We start from the raw sequence: 24,507 nt of genomic DNA, 5'->3' as shown, positions 1-24,507 counted from the left end.
GTTAATATCGAAGAAAACGGTCTGTTTTCAAGCGTGATACTTATTCTGGTTTTATGGATTGCCTGGCGGGTTGGTGAAATAAAGCTCAAAAACGGGGGATACATTGGCTTCTGTGTGCTTCATCAGAGTGTTGTAAAAATCTATCCCTGAGGCGATTTTATAGCGGTGCGACTGGGCATAATCCAGCATAAACCTGAAAAAAGCCTCATCGTTCATAACTTCACGCAGATCTTTATAAAATAATGCCCCGCGTCGGTAAGCGCGATTGAAATATTCCGGTACGCCGCCGGCGACATAGATCGATGTATCGATGGTGCCGGTGGGTAAGTGTGAATAAACGCGGGTGTTCCACCACCACTCCAGATCGTCTGGAAAGTAGCGTTCGTAAAACAGGGATTCTGCATAGGTGGCAATCGACTCGTCCAGCCAGGGTTCCATGGCCTGGTTATTACCCACCAGGCTGAAGAACCATTGATGCAACACCTCGTGAGGGACGATGATATGCAAGTCTGAACGCGGCGGATCGCGGTAGAGCCAGTAAAAACTGCTTTGGATCAGGATCAGGCCGTCGAATTCCATGTTGATATCCATATCTGCCTGCACCACGCTGAGCACGTCCCGTTCATAAGGTCCAAACAACTCAGAATACAGGCGCAGTGCTTTTTCAGCCAGGTCCACCGCAACCTCAGAGGATTCGATCACTTCGGGTAATGAGAACCCCCTGATCTGCACCCCGTTAACCTCGCGGGTAAGGATTTGATAAGAGTCGCTGATCGCCAACACAAAGGTGCGCGCTAAGGGCTGCACAAAGCGGTAGCTATCCTCTTCAATGATGGGCAGCGCCCCGGCGGCGATCTCCAAGTTTTCAGCCCGATCGGTAAAGCGAATGGTTACATCAAAATCAGCCGATTCGAAGACCTGGTGTTCGCCAACGAACATACTGTTGACCAGAGAAAACTCGTAAGCCAGCCATCCCTGCTCTGCGTCGAAGGGCGGAATGGTCGGGAACCAGTAGGAAAGCAGCAACTGGCGCCCGGTTTGCCCGAAGACGCCTGAGCGATCGGGCATATACAGTTCATAGTTGTGAATAAAACTGATCTGTTCGCCGGGCTGCAGCGGCATTTCGAGGGGAACCACCATGCGGTGGCTTTCCCAACGGTAGTTGTCAATGGTCGTGCCATCGCCCAGTTTGACGGAGCGCATAAAGATCGCGTTTTGGAAGATGGTCGGATAGACGATGAACACCATTTCTGTGATGGGGACGGTGGTTTTATTGGTGTAGGTGGATTGGCTGGAAACCGTGATGAACCGGTTGTAATAATTGATCGTGGCATCAATGATGTACTGTGTCTGCTTTCCATCCATGGGCAGGGGCGTGGGTGTCGGCGTTGGCTCCGGTGTGGGCGTTGGTGAAGGGAGTGGTGTAGCTGTTGCTTGCAGGGTGACCGTTGGAGAAGGGGTGGGGATCATCTCTTCGCCCGGCGAGCAAGCTGCCAGCAGGCAAATGACGCACAGGAGCAGAAGAAAACTTCGTATAGGTAAATAATTCCTCATTTTGACCTCAATCAGCCTAATTCTACCCGTTTATGACGCCTGTTAAACGTATTCTTAAAAAAGCATTCAATTCATTTGTGATTAATAATTTATGACGATCTGTCTTTGCACAAAACGTTAACTGACATTAAACGCCCCAATGACTTAAATCTCCTGAGGGTGGGGATGAAGGGTTTGTGAGCATAAATGTCTTTTGATGCGAAAATAGAAATTAAAAACAGAAAGTGTGCGCTGATGGCATCAAAGCTAGACAGCTTACGCGGTTTTAACCTGGTCTGGGTCGGGCAATTGTTTTCCATGGTGGCTCGCAGATGACTCGTTTTGCCATGGGTGTCCGGGCTTGAGAAAAAACCGCCCATCCGCCGAAAAACTGGCTGACCCGCCTGCTAAATTCGACATTCGGCTCAGAACCAGGTGGAGGAATGTCCCTGATCATCCTGTTGAACGGGATTTTAATTGCGGCTGTATGCCTGGTGGCATACCGGGTTACACCCTTACGGGAAGTTGAACAGCACATTCCCGACTACGCTGAATCAGACCAGGTTGAAAAAGCGGTTCGATTTATTAAAGCGGCACCGAAGAGTGACGTTCTAATCTTCTGCTTCGATGATGGTGATGGTATTACTGATCTCGGCAGTTTTTTCAAGCATAGCTATTGAAGGGCAGTAGCGGGTTTCTGATAATTCCACCGCGCGTTCAACCGCTTTTGGATCCAGGTTTTTTCCGGTAACCTTGTATTCAAGGTGGATCTTGGTAAACACTTTGGGATGGCCTTCAGCCCTTTCAATTTGGGCGTTGACCTCGAAGCTGGTAACCTCCTGGCGCTTTTTTTGCAGGATCGAGATCACGTCCATGGCGGTGCAGCTACACAACCCGATGGCAAACAATTGCATAGGTTGAAAACTATGCTCGGAGCCGCCCATCGCTTTGCTCGTATCCATGGGAATCGAGTTGCCGGTCTCAGAAAAACCGGTAAAGGACATGTTTCCGTTCCAAACGACTTTACTTTCCATAAATTATTTTCCTTTCTAATCTCCACCGGAGATGACTTGGTTTTATCAGGTAAATGCTCCGCCCTCCACAATACCGCAGCGAGGACAGGTCAGCTGTAACATACTGTTATATTCCAGCTTTTCGATCTGGCAGCGCGGGCAGATCCTGCCTGTGCTGAACCGGAGCACATAGGGGTTGCAACTTGTTGTAGATTTAACATCTTGCTGGTCAGAACGCATTCCAGCAGGCTGGTCAGGTTCGATATGCTTCGTCATCTTCAGTATTCATGCCTGAACGGGAGAGGGGGTGCGCCCGCACGCCAGGCGGTGGATCTTTTTGGATTGCGCGTTCGCCTGTCGAGCAATCGTGTCTCTGTCCTTGAGTTGTAAAGTCGCTTCATCAGTGTCATCTGTGGGAGCCCGTTATTCATAGGATGGTTGAAACTGCAATCGTTTACATTTAATGCGAGAATGAAAGCGGCCAGTTCGGCAGGACGTCGATATCAAAGGGGCTGAAATCCTCCTTGATGAAATGAAAATAACCCGCAGCGGCGATCATAGCGGCGTTGTCAGTGCACAATGCGAGGGGTGGGATATGCACCGGGTATTTGCTTTCAGCCAGAATTTTTTCACGCAGACGCTTATTGGCGGAAACACCTCCGGCGACGATAATTTCGCGCACTTTATATTTTTGTGCTGCGAGAAGGGTTTTTTCTACCAAAACGTCGACCACGGCTGCCTGGAAACTGGCTGCCAGGTCTTCAATCGGCAATGGGCGCCCCTCAGCCTGCAGAGCTTCAACGGCTCGCAGGACGGCTGTTTTCACCCCGCTGAAGGAAAAATCCCAGCTTCCTTCCAGCATAGCTTTGGGAAAAGAAAAAGCGGTTTCTTTGCCCGAGGTACTGGCTTTCTGGATCGACGGTCCGCCAGGATAGGGCAAATCGAGCAAGCGGGCGACCTTGTCTAAAGCTTCCCCGGCCGCATCGTCCAGGGTGCCTCCCAGGCGTTGATACGCAAGGTGGTCCGTCATTAAGATCAGTTCGCTGTGTCCGCCGGAGACCAGTAACGCCAGCAAGGGAAAACGGGGTGGTTGAGGGGGTGTGACATCGGCAGGATGAAGCCAGGCTGAATAGATATGGCCTTCAAGATGGTTGATGCCAATCAGGGGTTTTTCGGCGACTAGGGAGAGACCTTTGGCCATATTCACACCGACCACCAGCGACCCGGCGAGGCCAGGCCCCTGGGTGACGGCGATTGCGTCGATTTCACTGATGTCAACATAAGCCTGGCGTAGCGCCTCATTGACGATGGGGTAAATCGCTTTAACGTGTTCACGTGAAGCCAACTCGGGGAACACACCGCCGTATTGTGCATGCAGGTCAACCTGGCTGGCGACCACGTTGGATTCGATCACCCGGCCATTGCTGATGACGGCGGCAGCAGTCTCATCACAGGAGGTTTCGATGCCAAGAATGCGTGCTGGTGGAAGCGCCATAGCAGTTCACCTCTACTTTCTTTTCATGGGCAGACAGAGTTCCATGGGATAGTCGATAAACTTCTCAAATGTCCCGGCGGAAGTAACGTAATAACTATCTTCCAACCGGACACCCAGTCCCTTTTCAGGGTAGTACAGACCGGGTTCAATCGTAAACACCGAACCCGGAGCCAGGATATTGGTGGGATCGTCCTTCTGGCTGAACCAGGGTTTTTCGTGGATGTGCAAGCCCAACCCATGTCCCACAGAGTGGACATAACCGGATTCAGCCGTCGGGTCCTGGCGGATCGTTTTGTGTCCCATGGCTTCAAACAGGTCGCAGGTGAGCTCCTGGAAGTGGGCTGCGTTCACGTCGATTTCGAGTTCGGAGGTCACCTGCTGGTAAACCGATTTCACCTGGTCATATAATGCCTGGGCTTCGTCCGGTGCATATCCCAGGCACCAGGTGCGGGTGAAATCATAGAAATATCCACCGCCCTGTTCACAAGGAAAGATGTCAAAGACGATGGTTTGCCCAAGGGTCAGGGGATCGGTGGCGTTGCCACTGCTGTGGGGCACGCCGGCATCGCGGCCAATAGCGAAAATCGTATCGTTGGGGTTCTCGGCGCCCAATTCAGCCAGCCAGAGGTTGATTCTGGCTTTAACATCGCCGATCACCAGGGGGACGCCGTCCTCTTTCATCAGCAGATTGTCAGCGACTCTGTGGCTGGTGAGAAAATCAGCCACCCGGGAGACGACCTCAACGACCACCGCACCCATTTTTCGGATGCGCTCAATTTCATCGGTGTCTTTGGTGGACATGGCTTGCAGCAGGATGGCATCTTCATGGTCGCCATGGAAGGACAGACCGGGAAGCAATTCCTGGATCTTGTTGACGGTGGAATGCATTTTGCCCACATCAGACTGACCGCAGAGGATGACCTTGCCCGAAGTTAATCCCAGCTCTTCGAAGATGGACTTGTAAAGCAGGGCATGGGCTGTCAGCCGATCACCATTAGCTGCTGCCAGGCGTTCTTTGATCGGGTATTTGCTGTAATTCAGGGTCTTTAAACCGGTTTTAGCGGCTTCATCACGCTCCATAGGGGCATGACACAGCACGGGCTCCTGGCCGGTCTGGATGATGACATCAGCCATGGTGATATGACCGCCGCCGGTCAGGTACATCATAAAAGGATTGTGTTGGGCTGGACCGGTGATCCAAAGGGCGTCGGCGTGGTTTTGGGTGAGGTTCTTTTGTAGGTCTGTTTTCATGGTTTTCCTGTCTTTTTTGTGGTGATCTTTTCAGCAGATACAGGGTTTATTCCAGCGCCTGCTCGGCAGCCCAGGATGCCGAGAGGCCGTGCCACAAGGCTGCTTCCTGGTCAGGGAGGACGGTGCGCGGATCAAACAGGACCCGGTCGTCTTCAATTCGGGCGATGATTGCCGGCTGAGCTTTGCGCAGACGGCATAGGAACGCATCGGGGTCAGGCGGGTCGAGGGCCAGGATATAGGTGGGCATCTCTTCGGTTGGCAGACTGCCGCCGCCAACGGTTGAACGCCCAGGAATGACCTCGCCAACGCCCAGGTGTTCGCGCCAGTTTTCTGCTGTAGTATGAATGGCGTCAAGAGATTTGGCGATCATGTGCCAGATCGGCAGCTCTTGTTCAGCTTCATCTTTGAGGTAGTGGGCAAGGGTGGCTGTGATACCCGCCAGGGTTAACTTTCCTGAACGCAGCGCACGCGCCAGGGGGTGTTTTTGAATGCGCTGGATCAGCTCTGCTTTTCCGACAATAATTCCTGCCTGTGGACCGCCAAGGAGCTTGTCACCCGAAAAGCAAACCAGGTCACAACCCACGGCGAGGGATTCCTGTACCATGGGCTCATGAGAGAGACCGTATTTGGCGGTATCCAGCAAGGCGCCAGAGCCCAGGTCGTGCACCACTGGCACGCCGTAATGATGGGCTACTTCGACGATATCAGCCAGTTCGGGTTCGCTGTGAAAACCGATCAGCTTAAAATTCGAGTGGTGTGCGACCATCACCAAGGCAATACCCTCATTCTGGAGAACATTTTCATAATCATGGAGGTGAACGCGGTTGGTGGTGCCGATTTCGACAAGTTCTGAGCTGGATTGAGCCATCACGTCCGGAATGCGAAATCCGCCTCCGATCTCAACCAGTTGCGAGCGCGAAACGATCACCTTACGACCGCTGGCCAGAGCAGACAGGGTCAGCAAGACAGCGCCGGCGTTGTTATTAACCACGAACCCGATCTCTGCGCCAGTGAGCCGAGCCAGGATCTGGCTGGCGTGGATCGAGCGGGTACCGCGTTTACCGGTTTCCAGGTTGAACTCCAGGTTGGTGTAACCTTCTGCCGCCTGTGCGATCGCGAGGCGCGTGGACTGGCTGAGAGGCGCCCGTCCGAGATTGGTGTGCAAGACAACGCCGGTGGCGTTAATTACCGGGACCAACGAGGGTTCGAGCCAGGCTTCCAACTGTTGATTGACCCTGGCGATGAGCCCTGCGTGATCTGGTACAGGGTTGCGACGCTGGATGAATTCTGTGCGAATATCACCCAGAACAGCCCGCGCTGCCTCCACGCACAGCGGACGGCCGAAAATCCCCAGGAGATTTTGCATCTCACGAGATTTAAGAAGCTGGTCGATTGAGGGAATTTGGCTCAGTTCAGACATGGAGAGGTTAGCCCCGATTCAGGTTAAGGATTGCCTTTTGGATTCCAGCGGCTGCGTTCGAATAAACGCAGTAGAAATTCGATCAGGATGAAAGCCCCAGCCATGATCCCTGCCAGGGCGGGTGTCAGCACCCGACCGAGTTGCATCCAGGTAATTGTGCTTCCGTAAATGCCAAACCACAACGCCTGGCGGATGATGACCATCCCCTCTACGGGGGGAGTGCTGGGGAAACGTTGGTTAAGGTAAAAACTGACGGGAATGGCTGGCCCGGTGAGTGCGGGTACAATTAAAAAAAAGAACAGCCAGCGCGGCCCGAGCGTGGGCAGGGTATGGCGGACGACAATGATCAACCCCACCCATCCAATCAGAGTCAGGACCACTGAAAGGGGTAAAAAGCTGTTAATAAAGGATGGTTTTTCTTCAGACTTCATGGTCATCTCCTTACCTTAATTATTGTAACGCATAACGCGAGGGTGTGGATGGTTTTGACCGCTGTTCGCCAAATCAGGCTTTCATTTGATTGCGCTGCTTAGTCCCTTCTCCGCTTCGTTTCGGAGGAAAAAAAGACCGGCGTGCGCAGGAGTTGGTCTCCTTCTATTCGCGCAGCCGATGGAAAGGGGTAAAATCTAGCCAGGCTGATGATTAACCAGGAGCAGATGATGAAAGCGAAATTTATCGCTGTAGACATGGGGACGACAAATACCGATTTGGTTTGGCTGGATGGCGACGAGATGCACATGCATAAACTGGAAAACCTGCGCCTGTCGGCTGCAGAACAGGTGCGCCACTGTTTGAATTTGGTCGGCGATGCCCTGAATGCGGATGTGAGAATTGGTGTAACAGGCGGTCATTACCGTGCTTTGCCCCCTGTGCTGGATGGGTTTCATTTATTAAAAGTGGATGAGATGCGCGCGTTGGGGCTGGGTGGGCTGGTCGCAGCAGGTCTTGAGGAAGGTTTGGTGGTCAGCGCCGGAACGGGCACAGCAATGGTGGCAGCCCGAGGCACTTCAGCTCAGCATGTGACAGGATCTGCTGTCGGTGGGGGAACAGTACTCGGGCTTGCTAACTTGATCCTGGGAACAGCAGATTATGATGAAATTGACGCTTTGGCGCTTGCAGGTGATGCCAATCTCGCTGATATTATGGTCAGCGAGGCCGTTGGCGGTGAGGTCGGCAAGCTTCCGGCGAATGCTAACGCGGTCAACCTGGGAAAATTGATCGACCGCAAGGATTTTACTCGCGAGGACCTGGCTGCCGGGCTGGTTCGCCTGGTGGCGCAGGTGATTGCTGTAATTGCCATCAACGCCGCAAATGCCGCCGGGTTACACGACATCATCCTGATTGGACACACGATGGATTTAGTCTCAATTCAAAAAGAGATTGCCCTGGTGGGTGAGTTTTACCAGCGCAGCTTCATCATGCCGGAACATCCCGGCTTTGCAACAGCCAGAGGTGTGATCGATGTGATGAAACGAGAAACATATCACGGGGGTCTGCACCGGATTGACTCATAATTTCAAATGTGATAAGATCTTCTTCATTAGTGACTCATCCAGAGAGGTGGAGGGACCGGCCCGATGATACCTCGGCAACCACAGAGATTAATGCAGGTGCCAATTCCGGCAGACCCCGATTTGGGACGTTCTGGAAGATGAGGTGAAATGAAATGCAACCATCATCGCCTCTCATCCATTGAGAGGCAATGTTTTTATTAGCAAGGTTTTTGTAATCCTTTCAGCAAAAGGACCCGACATGGAGCAAGCGAAAAAAATCTTTAGCAACCGGGCATATTTAGATGCCCTTCAGCAACGCGTCTTGTTGTTCGATGGCGCCATGGGTACCAACCTGGACCGGCAGAACCTGACAGCAGATCATTTCGGTGGTGAAGCCACTGTTGGGTGTAATGATTACCTGGTGATCACCTACCCGCAGGCTGTTGAAACGGTCCACCGTGCTTTTTTGGAAGCCGGCGCCGATGTGATTGAAACGGACACCTTTCGTTCTAACCGGCTGACACTGGGTGAATTCGGATTGGGGGAGCGCGTGGCTGAGATCAATCATTCTGCAGCACGGCTGGCGCGCAAATTAGCTGATGAATACACCACACAAGGAAAGCCGCGCTTTGTGGCAGGTTCGATTGGGCCTAGCGGAAAGCTGATCTCGAGCGAAGACCCGATCATGTCGGATATCGATTTTGATGCTCTGGTGGACGTCTTTCGTGAGCAGGCTGTGGGGTTGATTGATGGCGGCGTGGATCTATTGTTGATTGAGACAGCACAAGATATTTTAGAAGTCAAAGCTGCCATTCTGGGCATCCGGGCTGCCTACGCAGAGACCGGTCAGGTGCTGCCCATCCAGGCGCAGATCACGCTGGATACCACCGGGCGGATGCTGATGGGGACGGATATCGCTGCGGCGTTGGCAATCCTGGAGGGGATGGACATTGATGTAATCGGTCTGAACTGCTCTACCGGTCCCGATTACATGCGTGAGCCGATCCGCTTCCTGACTGAGCATTCTAATTTACCCGTTTCCTGTATTCCCAATGCCGGTTTGCCGCTGAATGTGGACGGGCAAGCGGTTTACCCGATGGAACCGGAGCCCTTTGCTGACCTGTTGCTTGAATTTGTGAACGAATTTGGCGTGCGCGTCATCGGCGGGTGCTGCGGCACTCGAGAGGATCACATTGCGTTAATCGATGCCAGGCTGGACCGTGATCGGCGATGGTTGCCCGCATCTGCACCGCTGGCGCAGTTGGCGTCCCCGGTGCAGGCGGTGAACATGGTGCAGGAGCCGGCTCCTTTTCTGATCGGCGAGCAATTGAATACCCAGGGGTCGCGCAAGTTTAAGCAGCTGATTATGGATGGCGAAATTGATGCGATCATTGAGATGGCGCGCCAGCAGGTGGAGAGCGGCGCGCATGGGCTGGACCTGTGCGTTGCGCTGACCGAACGGTCAGATGAGGCTGAACAGATGCGAATGTTGGTCAAAAAGCTATCTAACGCAGTACCGGTGCCATTGGTGATTGATTCCACCGAAGTGGAAGTTATTGAAACAGCATTAAAAGCCAACCCTGGACGCTGCCTGATCAATTCAACTCACCTTGAATCGGGTGAAGAGAACGCGGATCAGATCTTCAAGCTGGCCAGGAAGTTTAACGCAGCCATCATCGTCCTGACGATTGATGAAGCCGGGATGGCGAAAAGTGCGGACCGCAAACTGGAAATCGCCCAACGGATTTATAACCTGGCCGTTGATGGACACGGTCTGCGCCCTGAGGACTTGGTTTACGATGTGTTGACCTTTACATTGGCAACAGGTGACCCTGAACTGAGGGATTCGGCGCTGGAAACCCTGGAGGGCATCCGCCGTGTAAAGGCTTCACTGCCGGGTGTGCTGACGGTATTGGGTGTGAGCAATATCTCCTTTGGGCTTTCGCGCCCGGCACGTGCAGTTTTGAACAGCGTGATGCTCTATCATGCGGTTGCAGCGGGATTGGACATGGCGATTGTAAACCCGGCGCATATAAAACCCTATGCCGAAATCCTGCCCGAGCAACGGCAATTGGCTGAGGATTTGATCTTCAATCGGCACGAGGAGGCGTTATCCCAACTGGTTACGTATTTCGAGAACGTCGAAGACAGCGGTGATGACCAGGAGCGCGGGAAAATCGATCTGGACAGGCTTTCACCGGAAGAGCGTTTGCACTGGCGCATTCTGCATCGTCATAAAACCGGTGTAGAAGCCGATATTCACGAAATCCTGGCACGAGATCCACACAGGCTGAAAGCCGAAACCGCAGTGGCGATCCTGAACGACACCTTGCTGCCCGCTATGAAGGATGTGGGCGACAAATTTGGCTCTGGCGAGTTGATTTTGCCCTTTGTGTTGCAAAGCGCTGAGGTGATGAAGATTGCAGTCAGCTATTTGGAGAATTTCCTCGAGAGGAAACAGGGCATTTCCAAGGGAAAGCTGGTTTTAGCGACGGTTTACGGCGATGTACACGATATCGGAAAAAACTTGGTCAAAACCATTCTGGTGAATAATGGCTATGACGTGATTGATCTGGGTAAACAGGTGCCTGCCGAGACGATTATTTCCAAGGCGGTGGAGGAAAAAGCTGATGCTATTGGGCTAAGTGCGCTGCTGGTGAGCACCAGCCGGCAGATGCCGCAGATTATCAATGAATTGGATCGGCGCGGGTTGGAGATACCGGTGTTGATCGGTGGCGCAGCCATTAACACCCGCTTTGGCAAACGTATCCTTCTGACAGAAAGTGGGCACTATTATCCAGCGGGCGTTTTCTATTGCAAAGATGCCTTTGAGGGCTTGGTGACGATGGATATGTTGATGAACGCAGATAAACGATCTGAATTGCTGGAAAAAACCCGCAAAGCTGCCGATTTTGAGCTTGGCAGGGCATTGGACAGCAAGTCCACCCCATCGCATGCACACAGGAGCAGGACGGTGCCGATTTTGAAGAACCTGCCTTCAGCGCCTCACTGGGGCCCGCGTGTGGTGAAGAATATGCCCCTGGCGATGGTGGCTGAGCACCTCTCGATTAACGAGCTTTATCGACTTTCGTGGGGCGCTAAAAATGCACATGGCGAAGCCTGGGAGGCACTAAAAACCGAATTTGACCAGCGCCTGATCCAGATGGAAAAATCGGCTCTACAAGAGGGGTGGTTAACACCCCAGGGTGTCTATGGGTATTGGCCCTGCCAGTCAGAGGGAAATGCGCTGCTGATTTACGACCCGCAAAGCGTGCAAACAGGTGAACCTGAAGAGCTGACACGCTTCATTTTCCCCAGGCAGGAGGGAACTGATGGGTTGTGCCTGGCGGATTATTTCGCGCCAAGGGATACCGGGCTGATCGATGTGGTGGCGCTGCAGGTGGTCACTGTAGGGCATGGAGCCACACAGCGGTACACCGAACTGGAGGCGGAAGGGATGTACACTGAAGCCTATTATCGCCATGGCCTGGCTGTGCAGATGGCTGAAGCTGCCGCGGATTACCTGCATGCGCATATTCGCCGCGAATTAAACTTGGAGCCGGAACGCGGAAAGCGCTATTCATGGGGCTACCCGGCTATCCCGGAATTGAAGGATCATCGTAAAGTATTTGACCTTTTGCCGGCAGAATCAGCCCTGGGCATGGGGTTGACCTCTGCCTACCAATTGGTGCCTGAGCAGTCCACAGCGGCGATCATCGTGCATCACCCGGATGCAAAGTACTTCAATGTGGGACTCAGCCGGGTGGAACATCTGTTGAAATAAAGCACAGGAGAAATTCAGATGTGTGAAAACGTAAACAAATTTAAAAACCGATTAATCAGCTCAGATCGTCCGATTGTCACGGATGGCGCCATGGGAACCCTTTTGCATGATCGGGGGGTTAAAATTGATGCTTGCTTTGATGCATTGAACCTCACCCAGCCTGCTGCGGTGGCGGAGATCCATCTTGAGTATATTCAGGCTGGTGCGGAGATCATTAAAACCAACACCTTTGGTGCGAACCGCATCAAGCTGGAACGCCATGGATTGATTGACCGGGTGGAAGAGATCAATGTCGCCGCGGTCAACCTGGCGCAGCGTGTGATCATGGCGTCCTTCAGAGATGTGATGATTGCGGGTGACGTGGGCCCCCTGGGGATGCCTCTGGCGCCATTTGGTCGCATTCAGCCCGAAGAAGCCTTTGAGATCTACGTGGAACAGATTTCTGCCCTGGTAAAAGCTGGCGTGGATTTGATTCTAATTGAAACCATGGTAGACCTTTACGCGGTCAAGGCAGCGGTTAATGCTGCGCGTTATGTGGACCCCGATATCCCGGTGATTGCCTCGATGACCTTTACCCTGGATCGGCGAACCTTATTGGGCAATACGCCCCAGGAAGTTGCCCAGCGGATGGATGAATATGGAGTTGATGTGATAGGGGTAAACTGCTCGGGCGGACCGGCGCAACTTTTGCACATCTTGCGCTTGATGAAAAGCGCTGTGCCCTCAGGGCGTTTTTCCGTGATGCCAAATGCTGGCTTACCGGAAAAGGTGGGGGGGCGAATCATGTACTCGGCTGGTCCGGATTATTTTCATGATTACGCACTCTCTTTCTGGCGGGCTGGAGCGGATGTGGTCGGCGGTTGTTGCGGGACCACCCCTGCTCATATTGCGATGATGACGAAAGCAGTGGCAAACACCTCGAAAGAGGATCTGGTGAACGGCGTCTCGGTCCTTGAATCCACGGTTGAGGTGGTGCAAGAGCCGGCAGAGGATCGTTCGCATTTAGCGCAGAAGTTGGATGCAGGTAAGTTCGTCATCGCCGTTGAGATGGACCCACCGCGAGGCCTTTCCACGCAAAAACTGCTGGCTGGGGCCTCTTTGCTGGCCGATGCCGGCGCTGATGTGATCAATGTGGCCGACAGCCCGATGGCGCGCATGCGGATGAGTGCCTGGGCGGTGTGTCAATTGATCCAGTCAAAATTTGATATTGAAACCACCCTGCACTTCCCTACCCGGGGGCGCAATTTGCTGCGCGTGCAGGGCGATTTGCTGGCAGCCCACGCTTTGAACATACGCAATGTATTTGTGATCATGGGTGACCCGACCGCAATTGGTGACTATCCGGATGCTAACGATGCTTATGATCTGGTGCCCACCGGGTTAATCCGGCTGATTAAAGAGAAATTTAATATCGGCAAGGATCATTCCGGAGGGTTGATTGGGCAGCCAACTTCCTTTTTTATTGGTGCTGCGATGAATCTGACGCCGAATAATCCGGCGCAAGAAATTCGTGTGCTTAAGAAAAAAATCGATGCCGGTGTGGATTTTTTCATGACCCAACCGGTGTTTGACGTTCAAAAAGCAGGCGCTTTCTTCCATCGTTGTCAACAAGAGATCGAATGGAAAAATATCCCTGTCCTGGCGGGTGTCTTGCCGCTGGTTACCGATCGACATGCCCGCTTTTTACATCATGAAGTTCCAGGCATCCAAATTCCGGCATCAATTCAGCAGCGCATGTCTGCAGCTGGCGAGGCATCGGTGCAGGAAGGTGTGCGTATTGCTGTTGAATTAATTGATGAATTGCGCTCAGTTTATCAAGGGGTGTATATCATGCCAGCTTTCAATAGATTTGACATGGTCGCAGAGATTATCGACAAAATCAGAGGAGAAAAAGTTACCTGATTTCAATAGTCGACCGTGTGATTTGCGAATTTCAATTTAAAGAATATAATTCAACATTGTTTGTTTTATGAATGAATATCTTGGTAACTATGAACCTGAGGTGAACAAAATGATGAAATTAAAACCGCAAATTAAGTGGTTTATCCTGGCTGTTTTGATCCTCACCCTGGCTGCCTGTAACGGGAACACGACTTCCGTTGATCTTTCACTGGCACCAACTTACGCAGCCCAAACACTGGCCGCGATGCCGACCAACACGATGGAACCTGTGCCAACTTCAACAGCAACTGTCGTTGTGCCCACGGCCACAGCGACGGCTACGGAGACGCCCGTGACCGAATTGTACCCGGTGGGACCGGTTGGGTTTCCGGAAAATGTAAATCCCCTAACCGGCCTGGTTGTGGATGATCCCTCGATACTAGATCGCCGGCCGGTTCTCATTAAGGTTGCGAATCAGCCGATTTCAGGTAGACCGCACGCTGGACTTTCCTTTGCGGATATGGTGTTTGAGTATTATATTGGTTCGGGGGGCAACCGGTTTATCGCCCTCTTTTACGGTCAAGATGCGGATATGATCGGTCCGGTCCGTTCTGGAAGGATGATTGACCCCTACCTGGTGAGCCTTTACGAAGGCATTTTAGGGATGGAAGGCGCTTATATTACCGTAAGAGAGCATATTGTTGATATCCTCGACAACCGGATGATCAGCAGCAAAGAATTGTGCCCCGGCTTGTGTGATGACGGTCGGATGCTGGTCACCAGTGTCTTTGGCGATTCTGAAGCACTGACCAAAATCGCTGCCGATCGAGGTGTTGTTCAGCAACGTTATCTGCTGGAAGGAATGGCCTTTGACCCCGAGGTGCCAGAGGGTGGAAAAACTGCCAATATCATTACGACCCAATTTTCTACGGTCAACCCTGAGGAATGGCGATATGATGAGGAAAGCGGGGACTATCTGCGCTGGACGGATAATGAGAGCGGCGAAGTCATTGACCTGATCCCACTGGTAGACCGCATTACAGACGAACAACTCGCATTTTCTAACGTCGTTGTCATCTTTGTCAGCCATATAGAACATGCACCAACCCTGCACGATATGGCCATTTGGGATAACACTTTTGGGCAAAGGGCGATTGCGTTTCGCGATGGACAGGCGTATGAAATTACGTGGAAGACGCCCAGCCGGACTCAACCTATTCAATTGATCGATGATTCTGGCGAAACCTTCAGGTTGAAGCCTGGCAACACCTGGGTGGTCGTGTTTGGTCTGTATTCCACGGTGGATACGATCGCAGATCACTGGTCATTTACGTTCTTAATGCCCTGACCCATGCGAATTTTGATCATCTCAGACGTGCATGCCAATCTGCCCGCATTGGACGCAGTGCTGGAGCATGCAGGTGAGTATGATCGTGTCTGGTGTTTGGGCGATATCGTTGGCTATGGGCCTGACCCCAATGAATGTATTGATCGGATTGCAGATTTACCGGGGCTGATGTGTGTGAAGGGCAATCACGATGCAGCCATCTTGGGTGAAATCGACATAAAGACATTTAATGAAGAGGCGCGAAACTCAATTTACTGGCTGGAACACCGGCTGGGGCCTTCCCAAAAGGAATGGCTGGCGAATTTACCGGAGCGCCTTGTTATAGATGGCGTGACCCTTGCACATGGTAGCCCGCGCAATCCGGTTTGGGAATACATTCTGGATCTATCGACCGCCCGAGCGAATATGAAACATTTCGATACACCGGTCTGCCTGGTGGGTCATACGCATGTGGCGGGTGTTTTTCAAATGTCAGGGGAAAACTCGCTGGTTCCCAGGCACTTTTTTATAGTTGAAAATGAACCCTTCTCGTTTGAGAAAAAATGCATCGTCAATCCAGGGTCGGTTGGACAGCCGCGCGATCGGGACCCGCGGGCAGCTTACATGGTTTATGACGATGATAGTTTAAAATGGTCATACCATCGAGTTGCCTATGATATTGCCCGGGTGCAGGAGCGAATTTTGTCTGCCGGACTTCCACGCTTTCACGCCAATAGACTGGCGGGTGGGTGGTAATGATTGGAATTGGAACAGGCGCTTGTTGCAACTGGGGATGGTTTTCAATTTTATTGGAACTTTTCTCTCAATACAGGCGTCTTTTAGCTGTATAATAGATTTGTATAAGAGAAAAAGAGGAGAAATTATGAAGAAAAGACTGACGTTTTCGTTTTTTATTTTATTGATGCTTTCAATTGTGTTAAGCGCCTGTGCTTCGAAATCCGCGCCTGACAGTTATGAAGCCAGGGAGGCACCGATGTACGCGGCACCCATGGAATCCTACGATATGGTCGCTGAAGAACAGTACGCGATTGAAGAAGGACGTGAATTTGTCTCTGGAACGGGTGAATCGGCGAAGATGATCCAACGTATGGTGGTCTACAACGCAGAGATGCGCATTTCTGTAGAAGACCCTGAGGTAACCATGCAAGCCATAATCGATATGGCAGTTGATTCAGGCGGCTTTGTGGTTTCTTCTAATCTGTATAAGACGAATACGGATCGAGGAAATTTACCGAAAGCATATATCACGGTGCGGGTACCAGCCGGGAGTTTGGATCCGATCATGACGTCGATCAGGGCGCTCACGCTCAATCCTAAGGATGATGTACTTTCTGAAAACGTCTCGGGTCAGGATGTCACTGCTGAATACACCGACCTTGAATCCCGATTGCGCAACCTGGAGGCTGCTGAGCAAGCCCTGGTAACGTTGATGGAGGATGCCCAGGATCCCCAGGATGTGCTGGACGTGTTCAGCGAATTGACCTACTATCGAGGTGAGATTGAAATTGTCAAAGGGCGCATGCGGTATCTGGAAGAATCTGCAGCCCTTTCAGCGCTGTCGGTCGAAGTTGTGTCCAAACGTTCCTTGCAGCCAATAGAGATCGCTGGCTGGGAACCAAAAGGAACCGTTAAAGAGGCTGTCGAAGCGTTAATTGACGCGGGTCAATTCCTGGTTGACGCATTGATCTGGTTTGGCATTTTCTGCCTGCCCTTCCTGATCCCCTTAGGGATTGTAATTTACTTCCTGGTGAGATATTTCCGTAAACGAAAAGCACTGAAGAAGGCAGGAAAAGCTGAGATCGAGACGCTCAGCCAACCGGGGAAAGCGCCAGAACCGGGCGAATAGCTGCCTCATTCAAAAAAAAACGATAACGATTTAAAAAAGCACCCCATCACAAAGGGGTGCTTTTTTGTTGTTTGTAAGCCTGGATGCGAGTGTTAAAAATTGGTTCGCACGATATTTAGCGACATTATTTTGATAACTGCCAGTGTAATCGCATATGCTAATCCACAGATTCGCCAGATTGAGACCAAAATCCCGGATGCGGTTCCAGACCCTTATGATGAAAAACTGACACAGGATAAAAAATCCCGAACTTACGAGATCGTTGTCTTCGCGCGATCAGACGGGTTAAGCCAAGTATGGACGATATAGATTAAAATATATTAAGATAACTGATCGTGAGCGGGCTTATTCATCGATTGCTACCGACTGCAGGTCGGCAAGAGAAATTGGCCCGGGGCGCAAGATGCGTATGTCTCTTCCAGTGAGGTCGGCGACGGTGGAAGCGGTCTGACCGGGTGTTACCCCCCCGTCTATGAGCAAATCAATTCGGCCTCCCAATTGGGCGATCACATCATTGGCGTCAACCGGGTTGGGACCCCTGAAACGGTTGGCAGAGGTCGTTGCCAGGGGACCGGTCTCACGCAATAAGGTCAGGGTGAAATCCAGGTTTGGCATACGAACGCCGATGGTTACATCGGCTGATAGTTGGTGGGGGATTTTGTGGTTCTTACGGAGGACCAGGGTCAACGGACCTGGCCAGAACGCGGCTGTAATTCGTTCCAGGCGCCGGTCGGGGTTCAGGATCAGTTCAGCCAGCTGGTGATAATCACCGATTAATACCGGCAAAGCTTTTTCAACCGGGCGCCCCTTAGCGGCATAGATGGCTTCAATCGCTTGCGGGTTAAAAACATCGCAAGCGACGCCGTAGATGGTGTCAGTGGGGAAGGCGATCAATCCGCCTTGCTGGATAATGCGTTTGGAAGCTGGTATCGCCTGGGGGTCATTAATGCTGAGGATGCGGGTTTTAATCACAGGTTATCCCCTTTTCTTAAAGATGGTCATCGCTTATCAACTGGATTTTGATCATGCGGTCAAGACCGGTCAGGTCAGGCACGAGCTGGTGATACGCATTGGGGAACACCTCTTGGGCTGATGCCAGGGTGCTTGCGCCCAGGGTGGATTCGACTTCAAGCAGGAGTACGCTGTTTGGCGCCATTCTGGTTTTAGCCTGAACGAGTAAGCGGCGGATCGTTTCCATCCCCGATTGACCGCCATCGAGTGCCAGGCGAGGCTCCCACCTGGAGACCGGCAGGGCGTCCAGTGTTCGGGTGGGGATATAAGGCAGGTTGGCGCAAATCAGGTCAAACTGGGTTGAAAACGATGAAAGCAGGTCCGCCTGGATGAAATGAATGTGCGGTAGATTGTGGTAGCGGGCATTTTTTTGTGCAATGCGCAGTGCAGCCATGGAGAGATCCACGCCGAATACGGTTGCTTCAGGCAATTCTGCCGCCAGGCTGATGGCAATACAACCTGAACCCGTACCAATATCGATGATTCTACAGGAGTGCAAACCCTGGGCGTGCTGAAGTGCGAATTCAACCAGCATCTCGGTTTCTGGACGAGGAATGAGGACATCGGGCGTGAGCTGGAAGGTTCGCCCAAAAAACTCCCAATAACCCAGGATATAAGGCAGGGGAACGCCCTTGAGGAAGTGATCAAGGCTTTCTTGCAGGGCTTCATGTTCTTGAGGTGTGAGCCTGTATTCTGAATGGCTGAGCACCCAGCTTTTTGACTGTTTGAGGACATGTTGAAGCAAAACCAGGCTGATCTGCCCGGGCGCCTCACAGTCAGCCTGTGCCAGTTGAAAATTGAGATTTTGCCGGGTGTGCTGCAGGTTAATGGGTTTATTCCTCCACCATGGCTAATTTCTCGGCTTCGTCAACCAGGGTTAGTTCATCGATGAATTCGTCGATATCACCATCCAGAAAACCGACCAGGTTATAGGAGGAAAGGTTGATGCGGTGATCGGTGACACGGTTTTGCGGGTAGTTGTAGGTGCGGATTTTTTCAGAGCGTTCACCTGTGCCGACTTGTGAGCGCCGGGTGGCGGCTTCCTGGGCGTGCTTTTTTTGTTCTTCGATTTCAAACAGACGCGCTTTAAGGATGCTCATCGCGCGTGTTTTGTTTTGAAGCTGAGAGCGTTCATCCTGGCAGGCGACGACCATGCCCGTTGGGAGATGGGTGATGCGGACCGCGGTGGCATTTTTCTGCACGTTTTGACCGCCAGCGCCTGCAGATTTGAAAACTTCGATGGAGATATCCGAATCGGCAATTTCGATTTCGACATCGTCAACCTCTGCCAATACGGCAACGGTAGCCGTCGAGGTGTGAATGCGTCCCTGGGCTTCGGTTTCGGGGACGCGTTGCACCCGGTGCACGCCTGATTCAAATTTCAAACGCGAAAAGGCACCCTTGCCCTTGATCATAAAGCTGACCTCTTTTATCCCGCCGATGCCGGTTTCATGAAGGGAGAGGATCTCGATTTTCCAGTTCTGGCGCTCTGCATAGCGGGAGTACATCCGAAACAGATCGGCTCCAAACAGCCCTGCCTCGTTACCGCCAGCACCCGCGCGAATTTCCATGATGACATTGCGTTGATCACGCGGATCTTTGGGAACGAGCATGCTCTTAAGCTGGATTTCAAGCTGGTCGCGCCGATCTCCGAGGGCTTCGAGCTCCATTTCTGCCAAGTTGCGCAGGTCTTCATCTTCGGCATCAAGTAGAACTCTGGTTTCCTCGATGCGATCCAGGGTTTCTCGGTAGTCGCGTGCCAGCATCACCAGTGCTTCAAGATCCGCGCGTTCTTTTGATAGCTCAATAGCAGCGGCGTAGTCATCGCCGACTTGTGCCAGTTGGGCTTCGATTTCCTCGAAGCGTTGAATGATCCCGGTAAGTTTTTCAAGCATTTCTTAAGACTTCACTTTTATTATTTTCCATTTTCAGCCAACGGATTATACTCCTTCAGATGAATTTGGGCTTGCGTTAACCGGTGATGACCGAAAAAACCCTTCACCACTGACCCCCATCCACGTAAAAGATCGAGCTATGGGGGACACATTAATGCCTGAACATATGATTTCAGGCGCTCATAATCCTCGGGGAGATCGATATCCATACCAAAACCTGCATCGGAAATGATCACCCCCTTGGTCTGGTAGCCGAAGGTTTTTGTGATCATTCGTTCAGCGTCCTCCAAGGTTGCCCGCCCGAAAAGATACTTGATGATCACGCCCCACATGTGAGGTTTTTGAGCCAGTAAGCGGATCACCGGCTTGGGATTGATCTTTTCCGCCTGGCGGTTGATCTGGAGGCGACGGGTGCTGATCTGGGAGATGATTTTGCGATTGTTACGAATGGCGCGCGGACTGAGGGCGAAAAGCTCACCCAGGATAAGGTTTTGATCACGAAAGCGGAGTACGACCCGCCCAGAATTTGGGAAGGCAACTTCGACCCGGTCTTCGGGAACCAGCGATAACACAAATTCACTTCCTGGCAGGGAATTCAAATGTTCGAAGAACTGGTTGATCTGGGGTGTTTGGATTCCTGGCGCATCGCTTGAACTGATCACCACCAGGTGCGAATTTTTACCGATTGCGCTGAGATATTCTAGACCGGCTGCAAGTTTATCAGGGAATTCTGCCGTCGTTTCAACGGGCACGTAGTGAACCGGAAAGCTGAAACGGGCATCCGCTGCGGATAGCCCGAGCAGGTAGAGCCCTTCAATGTAAGAGGAGCGGTTCAGCGCTTCCAGTTGCCAATCAATCAAGCGCCTGCCCAAAAAAGGCAGTAAAGCTTTGGATTTGTACTTCTCGTCCGGGTCGATGTTTTTTAATAATCTGCTCCGTTGATGGTCTCGCCCGCACATCACAAAGACCGGGTATTTTCTTTCCTGTTGCATGACCATTTGGACCTCTCGATCAACGCCTTTGTCCGCTTGCCCTGGGTTAATTTCAGCCCGCTCATCATTTATGAGATATTAAACTAACTTCATTATAATACAACTGATGATGTGGAGCGTGTAAATCGATGTGAAAATGTCGATAGAAGCGGCAGTGAAAATTGAGGTTTTTTCAGCGCTTCAACATGCCTAACGGCTTTGCGGGTTTGAGTGACATTTTTCACGCCGCACCAACACCAGTGCGCCCAGCAAGATCGGCACGCCGGCGCCGTCAAAGATGATGAAGCGGGTGATGCTGCCTCGCAGGAGCGTGTAATCGCCCGGGATTGTGGAAAGCAGGAGCGATTCAGCGATCACCCCGATGACCTGCATGATCAACGCTGACCACAACGAGATTTTAAATATGCCCGGATGCAGCACGGCAAAGACGTAGGGTACCTGCCACATCAGAAACAGGATGCCATATCCGGCTATTGCCACTTGACCGGGAACGCCCTGTAACTGGAAGGAGGGGGCATATACAGCCGGCTTGAGCATGAAATGAACCGCAGCCTGCAAATTCCAGAACAAAACGATGGCGATTAACACGCGCGCTGCCCAAACCGAACGCGGGTTGTTCTGGCGGGAAAACAATTGATGCATGGTGTAATTATAATGAAAACAAGAAAATTTTGTGCGGTGCGTTTCGTCCGTTCAGTAAAGATTATCCCGGGTGGTGGCGCTCATAGATGAGATCATCAATGATGAGCGATTTTTACTTTTCGGAGCCTTTTAACCAGTTTTGCATAGGTCGAAAAGAGGTGTACGTATGCCGGTGAAAGCCGGGTTCTGGGCACAGCGTATTGCAGGGCTGAGATAAAACCGCCTGCATCATCGAAGGGGGGCATGCACAGCGATGCCTGCCCAATCTCAACCAGGCTGTGCGCGTCAGAGCCAACGGTGGTCAGCAAAGCCTGGGCTCTGGCAAAGTTTGCGGCTTGCTGGTTAGGGTGATTGCCCAGGCAGCGGGCATTGAAGACTTCAATTGCATCCACGTGAAGTGCAATAGACAGCAGCCCCTCTGCGGTCCATTGTGCGCTGCGGACGCGATCAAAGGGATGCGCCACGCTGATCACCGCGCCCTGGGCGCGCAGGCGGTGGATGGCTTCCATGGGCTCAAGCCCGGGTGGGACGTGCTCGGTCATGAAATACCCGAGGAGTTCGCCCTGGGTGGTTTCGATCTCTTCCCCGACGATGACCCGTTCAGGCGCCAGGGCGTGAGCCTCCAGTGCGCCATCGATGCTGTTGTGATCAGTGATCGCGACGCGATCGATGCCGATGCGCTGGCAATGATTGATCAGTTTTTGGAGTGAAACCAGGCTATCGGTCGAGGCAGCCGTGTGCACGTGCAGCTCAACCCGCAGCCAGAGGTGGGTATCTTCAGTGTTCATGTCATGAAGTATAGCGGTTTGAGTGAATCCTATCAAGTGGTTTTTAACCCTGGTGCACCGCCGGAGCGGAGAAAATAGGTGTTGATAAAGCGACGGCTTTCCTAAGGTATAATCATCAATCGAGATTAAGTTCAGGTTTAAACCCGATGCAAAAACCCGAAAAACCATCAGACACCTTCACCTTTGAACTCCTGGCTCAGGATGGGGATGCCCGCGTTGGCGTTTTTCACACCCCGCACGGCTCGATCCCCACGCCGATCTTCGCGCCGGTGGGTACCCAGGCGACGGTCAAATCGTTAACCCAGCGCCATCTGCGTGAACTGGACGCGAAGCTGATTCTGGCGAATACCTATCACCTCTACCTGCGCCCGGGAGATGATCTGATCGCTGAAATGGGCGGGTTACACAAATTCATGAGCTGGAGCGGGCCAATCCTCACGGATTCTGGCGGTTTTCAGGTGTTTTCCCTTGCAGATACGCGCCGGGTCGATGAGGAAGGGGTGACCTTCAAAAGCCACATCGATGGTTCGACCCACCGGTTCACGCCCGAGCTTTCGGTGGCAATCCAGGAAAACCTGGGATCTGACATCATCATGGCGTTTGATGAATGTGCCGAACCCTACGACCGCGAATACAATCAGCGCGCCGTGGAGCGCACTCACCGCTGGGCAGAGCGCTGCCTGGCAGCCAAAAAGCGGACTGACCAGGCTCTGTTTGGCATCGTCCAGGGCGGGGCGTTTCCTGATTTGCGGGAGGCGTCGGCAAGAGTTATTGCCGGGCTGGACCTGCCGGGCAACGCCATCGGCGGGCTTTCGGTAGGTGAGACCAAACCCGAGATGCACCAGATGATCCGAGTGGTCAACGCAGTTTTGCCCGTTGAGAAACCGCGCTACCTGATGGGGGTGGGCACGCCGCAGGACCTGGTGGAGTGCGTTGGCTTGGGGGTTGATCTATTTGACTGCGTGCTGCCGACGCGACTGGCGCGGCACAACGCCGCCATGACCGACAGCGGTCAGATGAACCTGATGAATACCCGCTATGCCCGCGATGAGCGCCCGATCAGCGAGACCTGCACCTGCTATACCTGCCAGACTCATTCTCGGGCGTATATCCGCCACCTGATCCAGGCACGTGAGATGCTCTCAGGTACGCTGCTTTCGATCCACAATGTCCATACGCTGCTGAACCTGGTAGCCCGCCTGCGAGCCGCCATCTCAGCGGGAGAATATGCCCACTTTGCCAGGGCGTATTTATCAAACCTGAATTCATAAAAAGAGGATCAAACCATGTCCGTCATTCAGGCTGTTATCTTAGGGGTTATCCAGGGCGTCACCGAGTTTTTACCGATCTCGAGTTCGGCGCACCTGGTGCTGCTGCCCTATTTTTTTAACTGGCAGTTGCCGGTCAAAGAGACTTTCATCTTCAACGTCTTGGTGCAGGTCGGCACGCTGGTGGCTGTCATTTTCTATTTTCGCAAGGATCTGGCTGCCATCCTGGTTGATTTTTTCAAGCAACTGTTTGCCGGAAGGCCCTTTGTCACCCCCAGCGCCCGGATGGGCTGGCTGCTGATTTTGGCGACGATCCCTGCCGGGCTGGCTGGATTGCTGTTTTCCGACCTGGTGGAGGCGGCGTTCACATCTCCCCTCGTTGTCGGGATCGCCCTGCTGGTGACGGCTGCCCTGATGCTGTTGGCAGAAAGGGTCAGCCAGAATCTCGGGGATTCCCACGATGTGACTTTTTCAACCGCGTTGATGATGGGTGTGATGCAGGTGTTTGCCCTGGTGCCGGGAATTTCCCGTTCGGGCGCGACGATCTCCGGCGGGATGCTGCGTCACCTGCGCCGCGAAGCTGCGGGCAAGTTCTCATTTTTGATGTCGATCCCGATTATGCTGGCAGCAGGTGCTCTTTCAACCTATAAGATGGTGAAGGAAGTGCCGGATTTGGCAAGCTTTTTGCCGATCATGGCGCTGGGTTTCCTGACCGCACTGGTGGTGGGCTATATCGCCATCCGCTGGCTGCTGAAATTCCTGGCGAAACATTCGCTGGCTTATTTTTCTGCGTACTGCTTCCTGCTGGGTGGCGTTTCAATTCTGGTCTGGGCGGTGAGATAACTCG

At 52.5% G+C, this 24,507-nt stretch carries 22 protein-coding genes and 1 riboswitch; of the genes, 8 read left to right on the top strand and 14 right to left on the bottom strand.

Annotated elements, in window-relative coordinates; all coding sequences use genetic code 11:
* Positions 1-51 precede the first annotated feature (51 nt).
* From CFX1CAM_RS08805 to CFX1CAM_RS08775, 8 genes are all read right to left on the bottom strand, one after another.
* A complete protein-coding gene (locus CFX1CAM_RS08805; RefSeq protein WP_087862667.1) occupies positions 52-1,554 on the bottom strand; it encodes a M1 family metallopeptidase in 1,503 nt (500 codons plus the stop codon).
* 255 nt (positions 1,555-1,809) lie between these two features.
* Positions 1,810-1,953 carry a hypothetical protein gene (locus CFX1CAM_RS11425; protein WP_157891812.1) on the bottom strand — a complete coding sequence of 48 codons (144 nt, stop codon included), beginning with the start codon at positions 1,951-1,953 and terminating at the stop codon, positions 1,810-1,812.
* A gap of 191 nt (positions 1,954-2,144) precedes the next feature.
* Positions 2,145-2,567, bottom strand: coding sequence for an OsmC family protein (locus CFX1CAM_RS08800; RefSeq protein ID WP_087862666.1), 423 nt, complete (start codon positions 2,565-2,567; stop codon positions 2,145-2,147).
* Between the two features lie 45 nt (positions 2,568-2,612).
* Positions 2,613-2,822: a transcription initiation factor IIE subunit alpha family protein gene (locus CFX1CAM_RS08795; protein WP_087862665.1), complete on the bottom strand. Its 210-nt coding sequence runs from the start codon at positions 2,820-2,822 to the stop codon at positions 2,613-2,615.
* A 184-nt stretch (positions 2,823-3,006) separates the two neighbouring features.
* Positions 3,007-4,041, bottom strand: a complete 1,035-nt coding sequence (tsaD, locus tag CFX1CAM_RS08790) for a tRNA (adenosine(37)-N6)-threonylcarbamoyltransferase complex transferase subunit TsaD (RefSeq protein ID WP_087862664.1) — start codon at positions 4,039-4,041, stop codon at positions 3,007-3,009.
* Between the two features lie 12 nt (positions 4,042-4,053).
* The gene (locus CFX1CAM_RS08785) at positions 4,054-5,292 is read right to left on the bottom strand and encodes a M24 family metallopeptidase (RefSeq protein ID WP_087862663.1); all 1,239 of its coding nucleotides are present in this window, start codon (positions 5,290-5,292) and stop codon (positions 4,054-4,056) included.
* Between the two features lie 46 nt (positions 5,293-5,338).
* Positions 5,339-6,712 (bottom strand): L-seryl-tRNA(Sec) selenium transferase, encoded by a 1,374-nt coding sequence (selA, locus tag CFX1CAM_RS08780; protein ID WP_087862662.1) that lies wholly within the window; start codon positions 6,710-6,712, stop codon positions 5,339-5,341.
* Between the two features lie 23 nt (positions 6,713-6,735).
* A complete protein-coding gene (locus CFX1CAM_RS08775; protein WP_087862661.1) occupies positions 6,736-7,143 on the bottom strand; it encodes a hypothetical protein in 408 nt (135 codons plus the stop codon).
* A gap of 228 nt (positions 7,144-7,371) precedes the next feature.
* On the opposite strand from CFX1CAM_RS08775, the gene CFX1CAM_RS08770 reads away from it, so the two are divergent.
* The 6 genes from CFX1CAM_RS08770 (at position 7,372) to CFX1CAM_RS08745 (ending at position 17,064) form a co-directional block, all read left to right on the top strand.
* Entirely contained in the window at positions 7,372-8,226 is an 855-nt protein-coding gene (locus tag CFX1CAM_RS08770) for an acetate and sugar kinases/Hsc70/actin family protein (protein WP_157891811.1), read from the top strand.
* 31 nt (positions 8,227-8,257) lie between these two features.
* Positions 8,258-8,370: riboswitch (SAM riboswitch) on the top strand.
* 94 nt (positions 8,371-8,464) lie between these two features.
* Positions 8,465-11,989, top strand: a complete 3,525-nt coding sequence (gene metH / locus CFX1CAM_RS08765; RefSeq protein ID WP_087862659.1) for a methionine synthase — start codon at positions 8,465-8,467, stop codon at positions 11,987-11,989.
* An 18-nt stretch (positions 11,990-12,007) separates the two neighbouring features.
* Entirely contained in the window at positions 12,008-13,891 is a 1,884-nt protein-coding gene (locus tag CFX1CAM_RS08760; protein ID WP_087862658.1) for a bifunctional homocysteine S-methyltransferase/methylenetetrahydrofolate reductase, read from the top strand.
* A gap of 109 nt (positions 13,892-14,000) precedes the next feature.
* A complete protein-coding gene (locus tag CFX1CAM_RS08755; RefSeq protein WP_162287677.1) occupies positions 14,001-15,218 on the top strand; it encodes a DUF3048 domain-containing protein in 1,218 nt (405 codons plus the stop codon).
* Positions 15,219-15,221: 3 nt separating this feature from the next.
* The gene (locus CFX1CAM_RS08750; protein WP_087862656.1) at positions 15,222-15,953 is read left to right on the top strand and encodes a metallophosphoesterase family protein; all 732 of its coding nucleotides are present in this window, start codon (positions 15,222-15,224) and stop codon (positions 15,951-15,953) included.
* Between the two features lie 127 nt (positions 15,954-16,080).
* Positions 16,081-17,064 (top strand): DUF4349 domain-containing protein, encoded by a 984-nt coding sequence (locus CFX1CAM_RS08745; protein ID WP_157891810.1) that lies wholly within the window; start codon positions 16,081-16,083, stop codon positions 17,062-17,064.
* A 345-nt stretch (positions 17,065-17,409) separates the two neighbouring features.
* Here CFX1CAM_RS08745 and CFX1CAM_RS08740 read toward each other — a convergent pair whose 3' ends face one another.
* The 6 genes from CFX1CAM_RS08740 to CFX1CAM_RS08715 form a co-directional block, all read right to left on the bottom strand.
* Positions 17,410-18,036 carry an L-threonylcarbamoyladenylate synthase gene (locus CFX1CAM_RS08740; RefSeq protein ID WP_087862654.1) on the bottom strand — a complete coding sequence of 209 codons (627 nt, stop codon included), beginning with the start codon at positions 18,034-18,036 and terminating at the stop codon, positions 17,410-17,412.
* Positions 18,037-18,052: 16 nt separating this feature from the next.
* The gene (prmC, locus tag CFX1CAM_RS08735; protein ID WP_269457050.1) at positions 18,053-18,865 is read right to left on the bottom strand and encodes a peptide chain release factor N(5)-glutamine methyltransferase; all 813 of its coding nucleotides are present in this window, start codon (positions 18,863-18,865) and stop codon (positions 18,053-18,055) included.
* A gap of 43 nt (positions 18,866-18,908) precedes the next feature.
* On the bottom strand, positions 18,909-19,970 hold the full coding sequence (prfA, locus tag CFX1CAM_RS08730) for a peptide chain release factor 1 (protein ID WP_087862652.1): 1,062 nt from the start codon (positions 19,968-19,970) through the stop codon (positions 18,909-18,911).
* 137 nt (positions 19,971-20,107) lie between these two features.
* Entirely contained in the window at positions 20,108-20,968 is an 861-nt protein-coding gene (locus CFX1CAM_RS08725; RefSeq protein ID WP_087862651.1) for a glycosyltransferase family protein, read from the bottom strand.
* 183 nt (positions 20,969-21,151) lie between these two features.
* Positions 21,152-21,604, bottom strand: coding sequence for a hypothetical protein (locus CFX1CAM_RS08720; protein ID WP_087862650.1), 453 nt, complete (start codon positions 21,602-21,604; stop codon positions 21,152-21,154).
* 95 nt (positions 21,605-21,699) lie between these two features.
* The gene (locus tag CFX1CAM_RS08715; RefSeq protein WP_162287676.1) at positions 21,700-22,392 is read right to left on the bottom strand and encodes a PHP domain-containing protein; all 693 of its coding nucleotides are present in this window, start codon (positions 22,390-22,392) and stop codon (positions 21,700-21,702) included.
* Positions 22,393-22,538: 146 nt separating this feature from the next.
* Here CFX1CAM_RS08715 and tgt point away from each other — a divergent pair, with 146 nt between their 5' ends.
* Both tgt and uppP read left to right on the top strand, forming a co-directional pair.
* On the top strand, positions 22,539-23,663 hold the full coding sequence (gene tgt / locus CFX1CAM_RS08710; protein WP_087862648.1) for a tRNA guanosine(34) transglycosylase Tgt: 1,125 nt from the start codon (positions 22,539-22,541) through the stop codon (positions 23,661-23,663).
* A gap of 15 nt (positions 23,664-23,678) precedes the next feature.
* Positions 23,679-24,503, top strand: coding sequence for an undecaprenyl-diphosphatase UppP (uppP, locus tag CFX1CAM_RS08705; protein WP_087862647.1), 825 nt, complete (start codon positions 23,679-23,681; stop codon positions 24,501-24,503).
* The last annotated feature ends 4 nt before the right edge of the window (positions 24,504-24,507 follow it).

The sequence above is a fragment of the Brevefilum fermentans genome (genome assembly GCF_900184705.1).
Taxonomy (GTDB): Bacteria; Chloroflexota; Anaerolineae; order Anaerolineales; family Anaerolineaceae; genus Brevifilum; species Brevifilum fermentans.
Note: the sequence above shows the minus strand (reverse complement) of the source record. Positions and strands in the feature narration are given on the sequence as shown.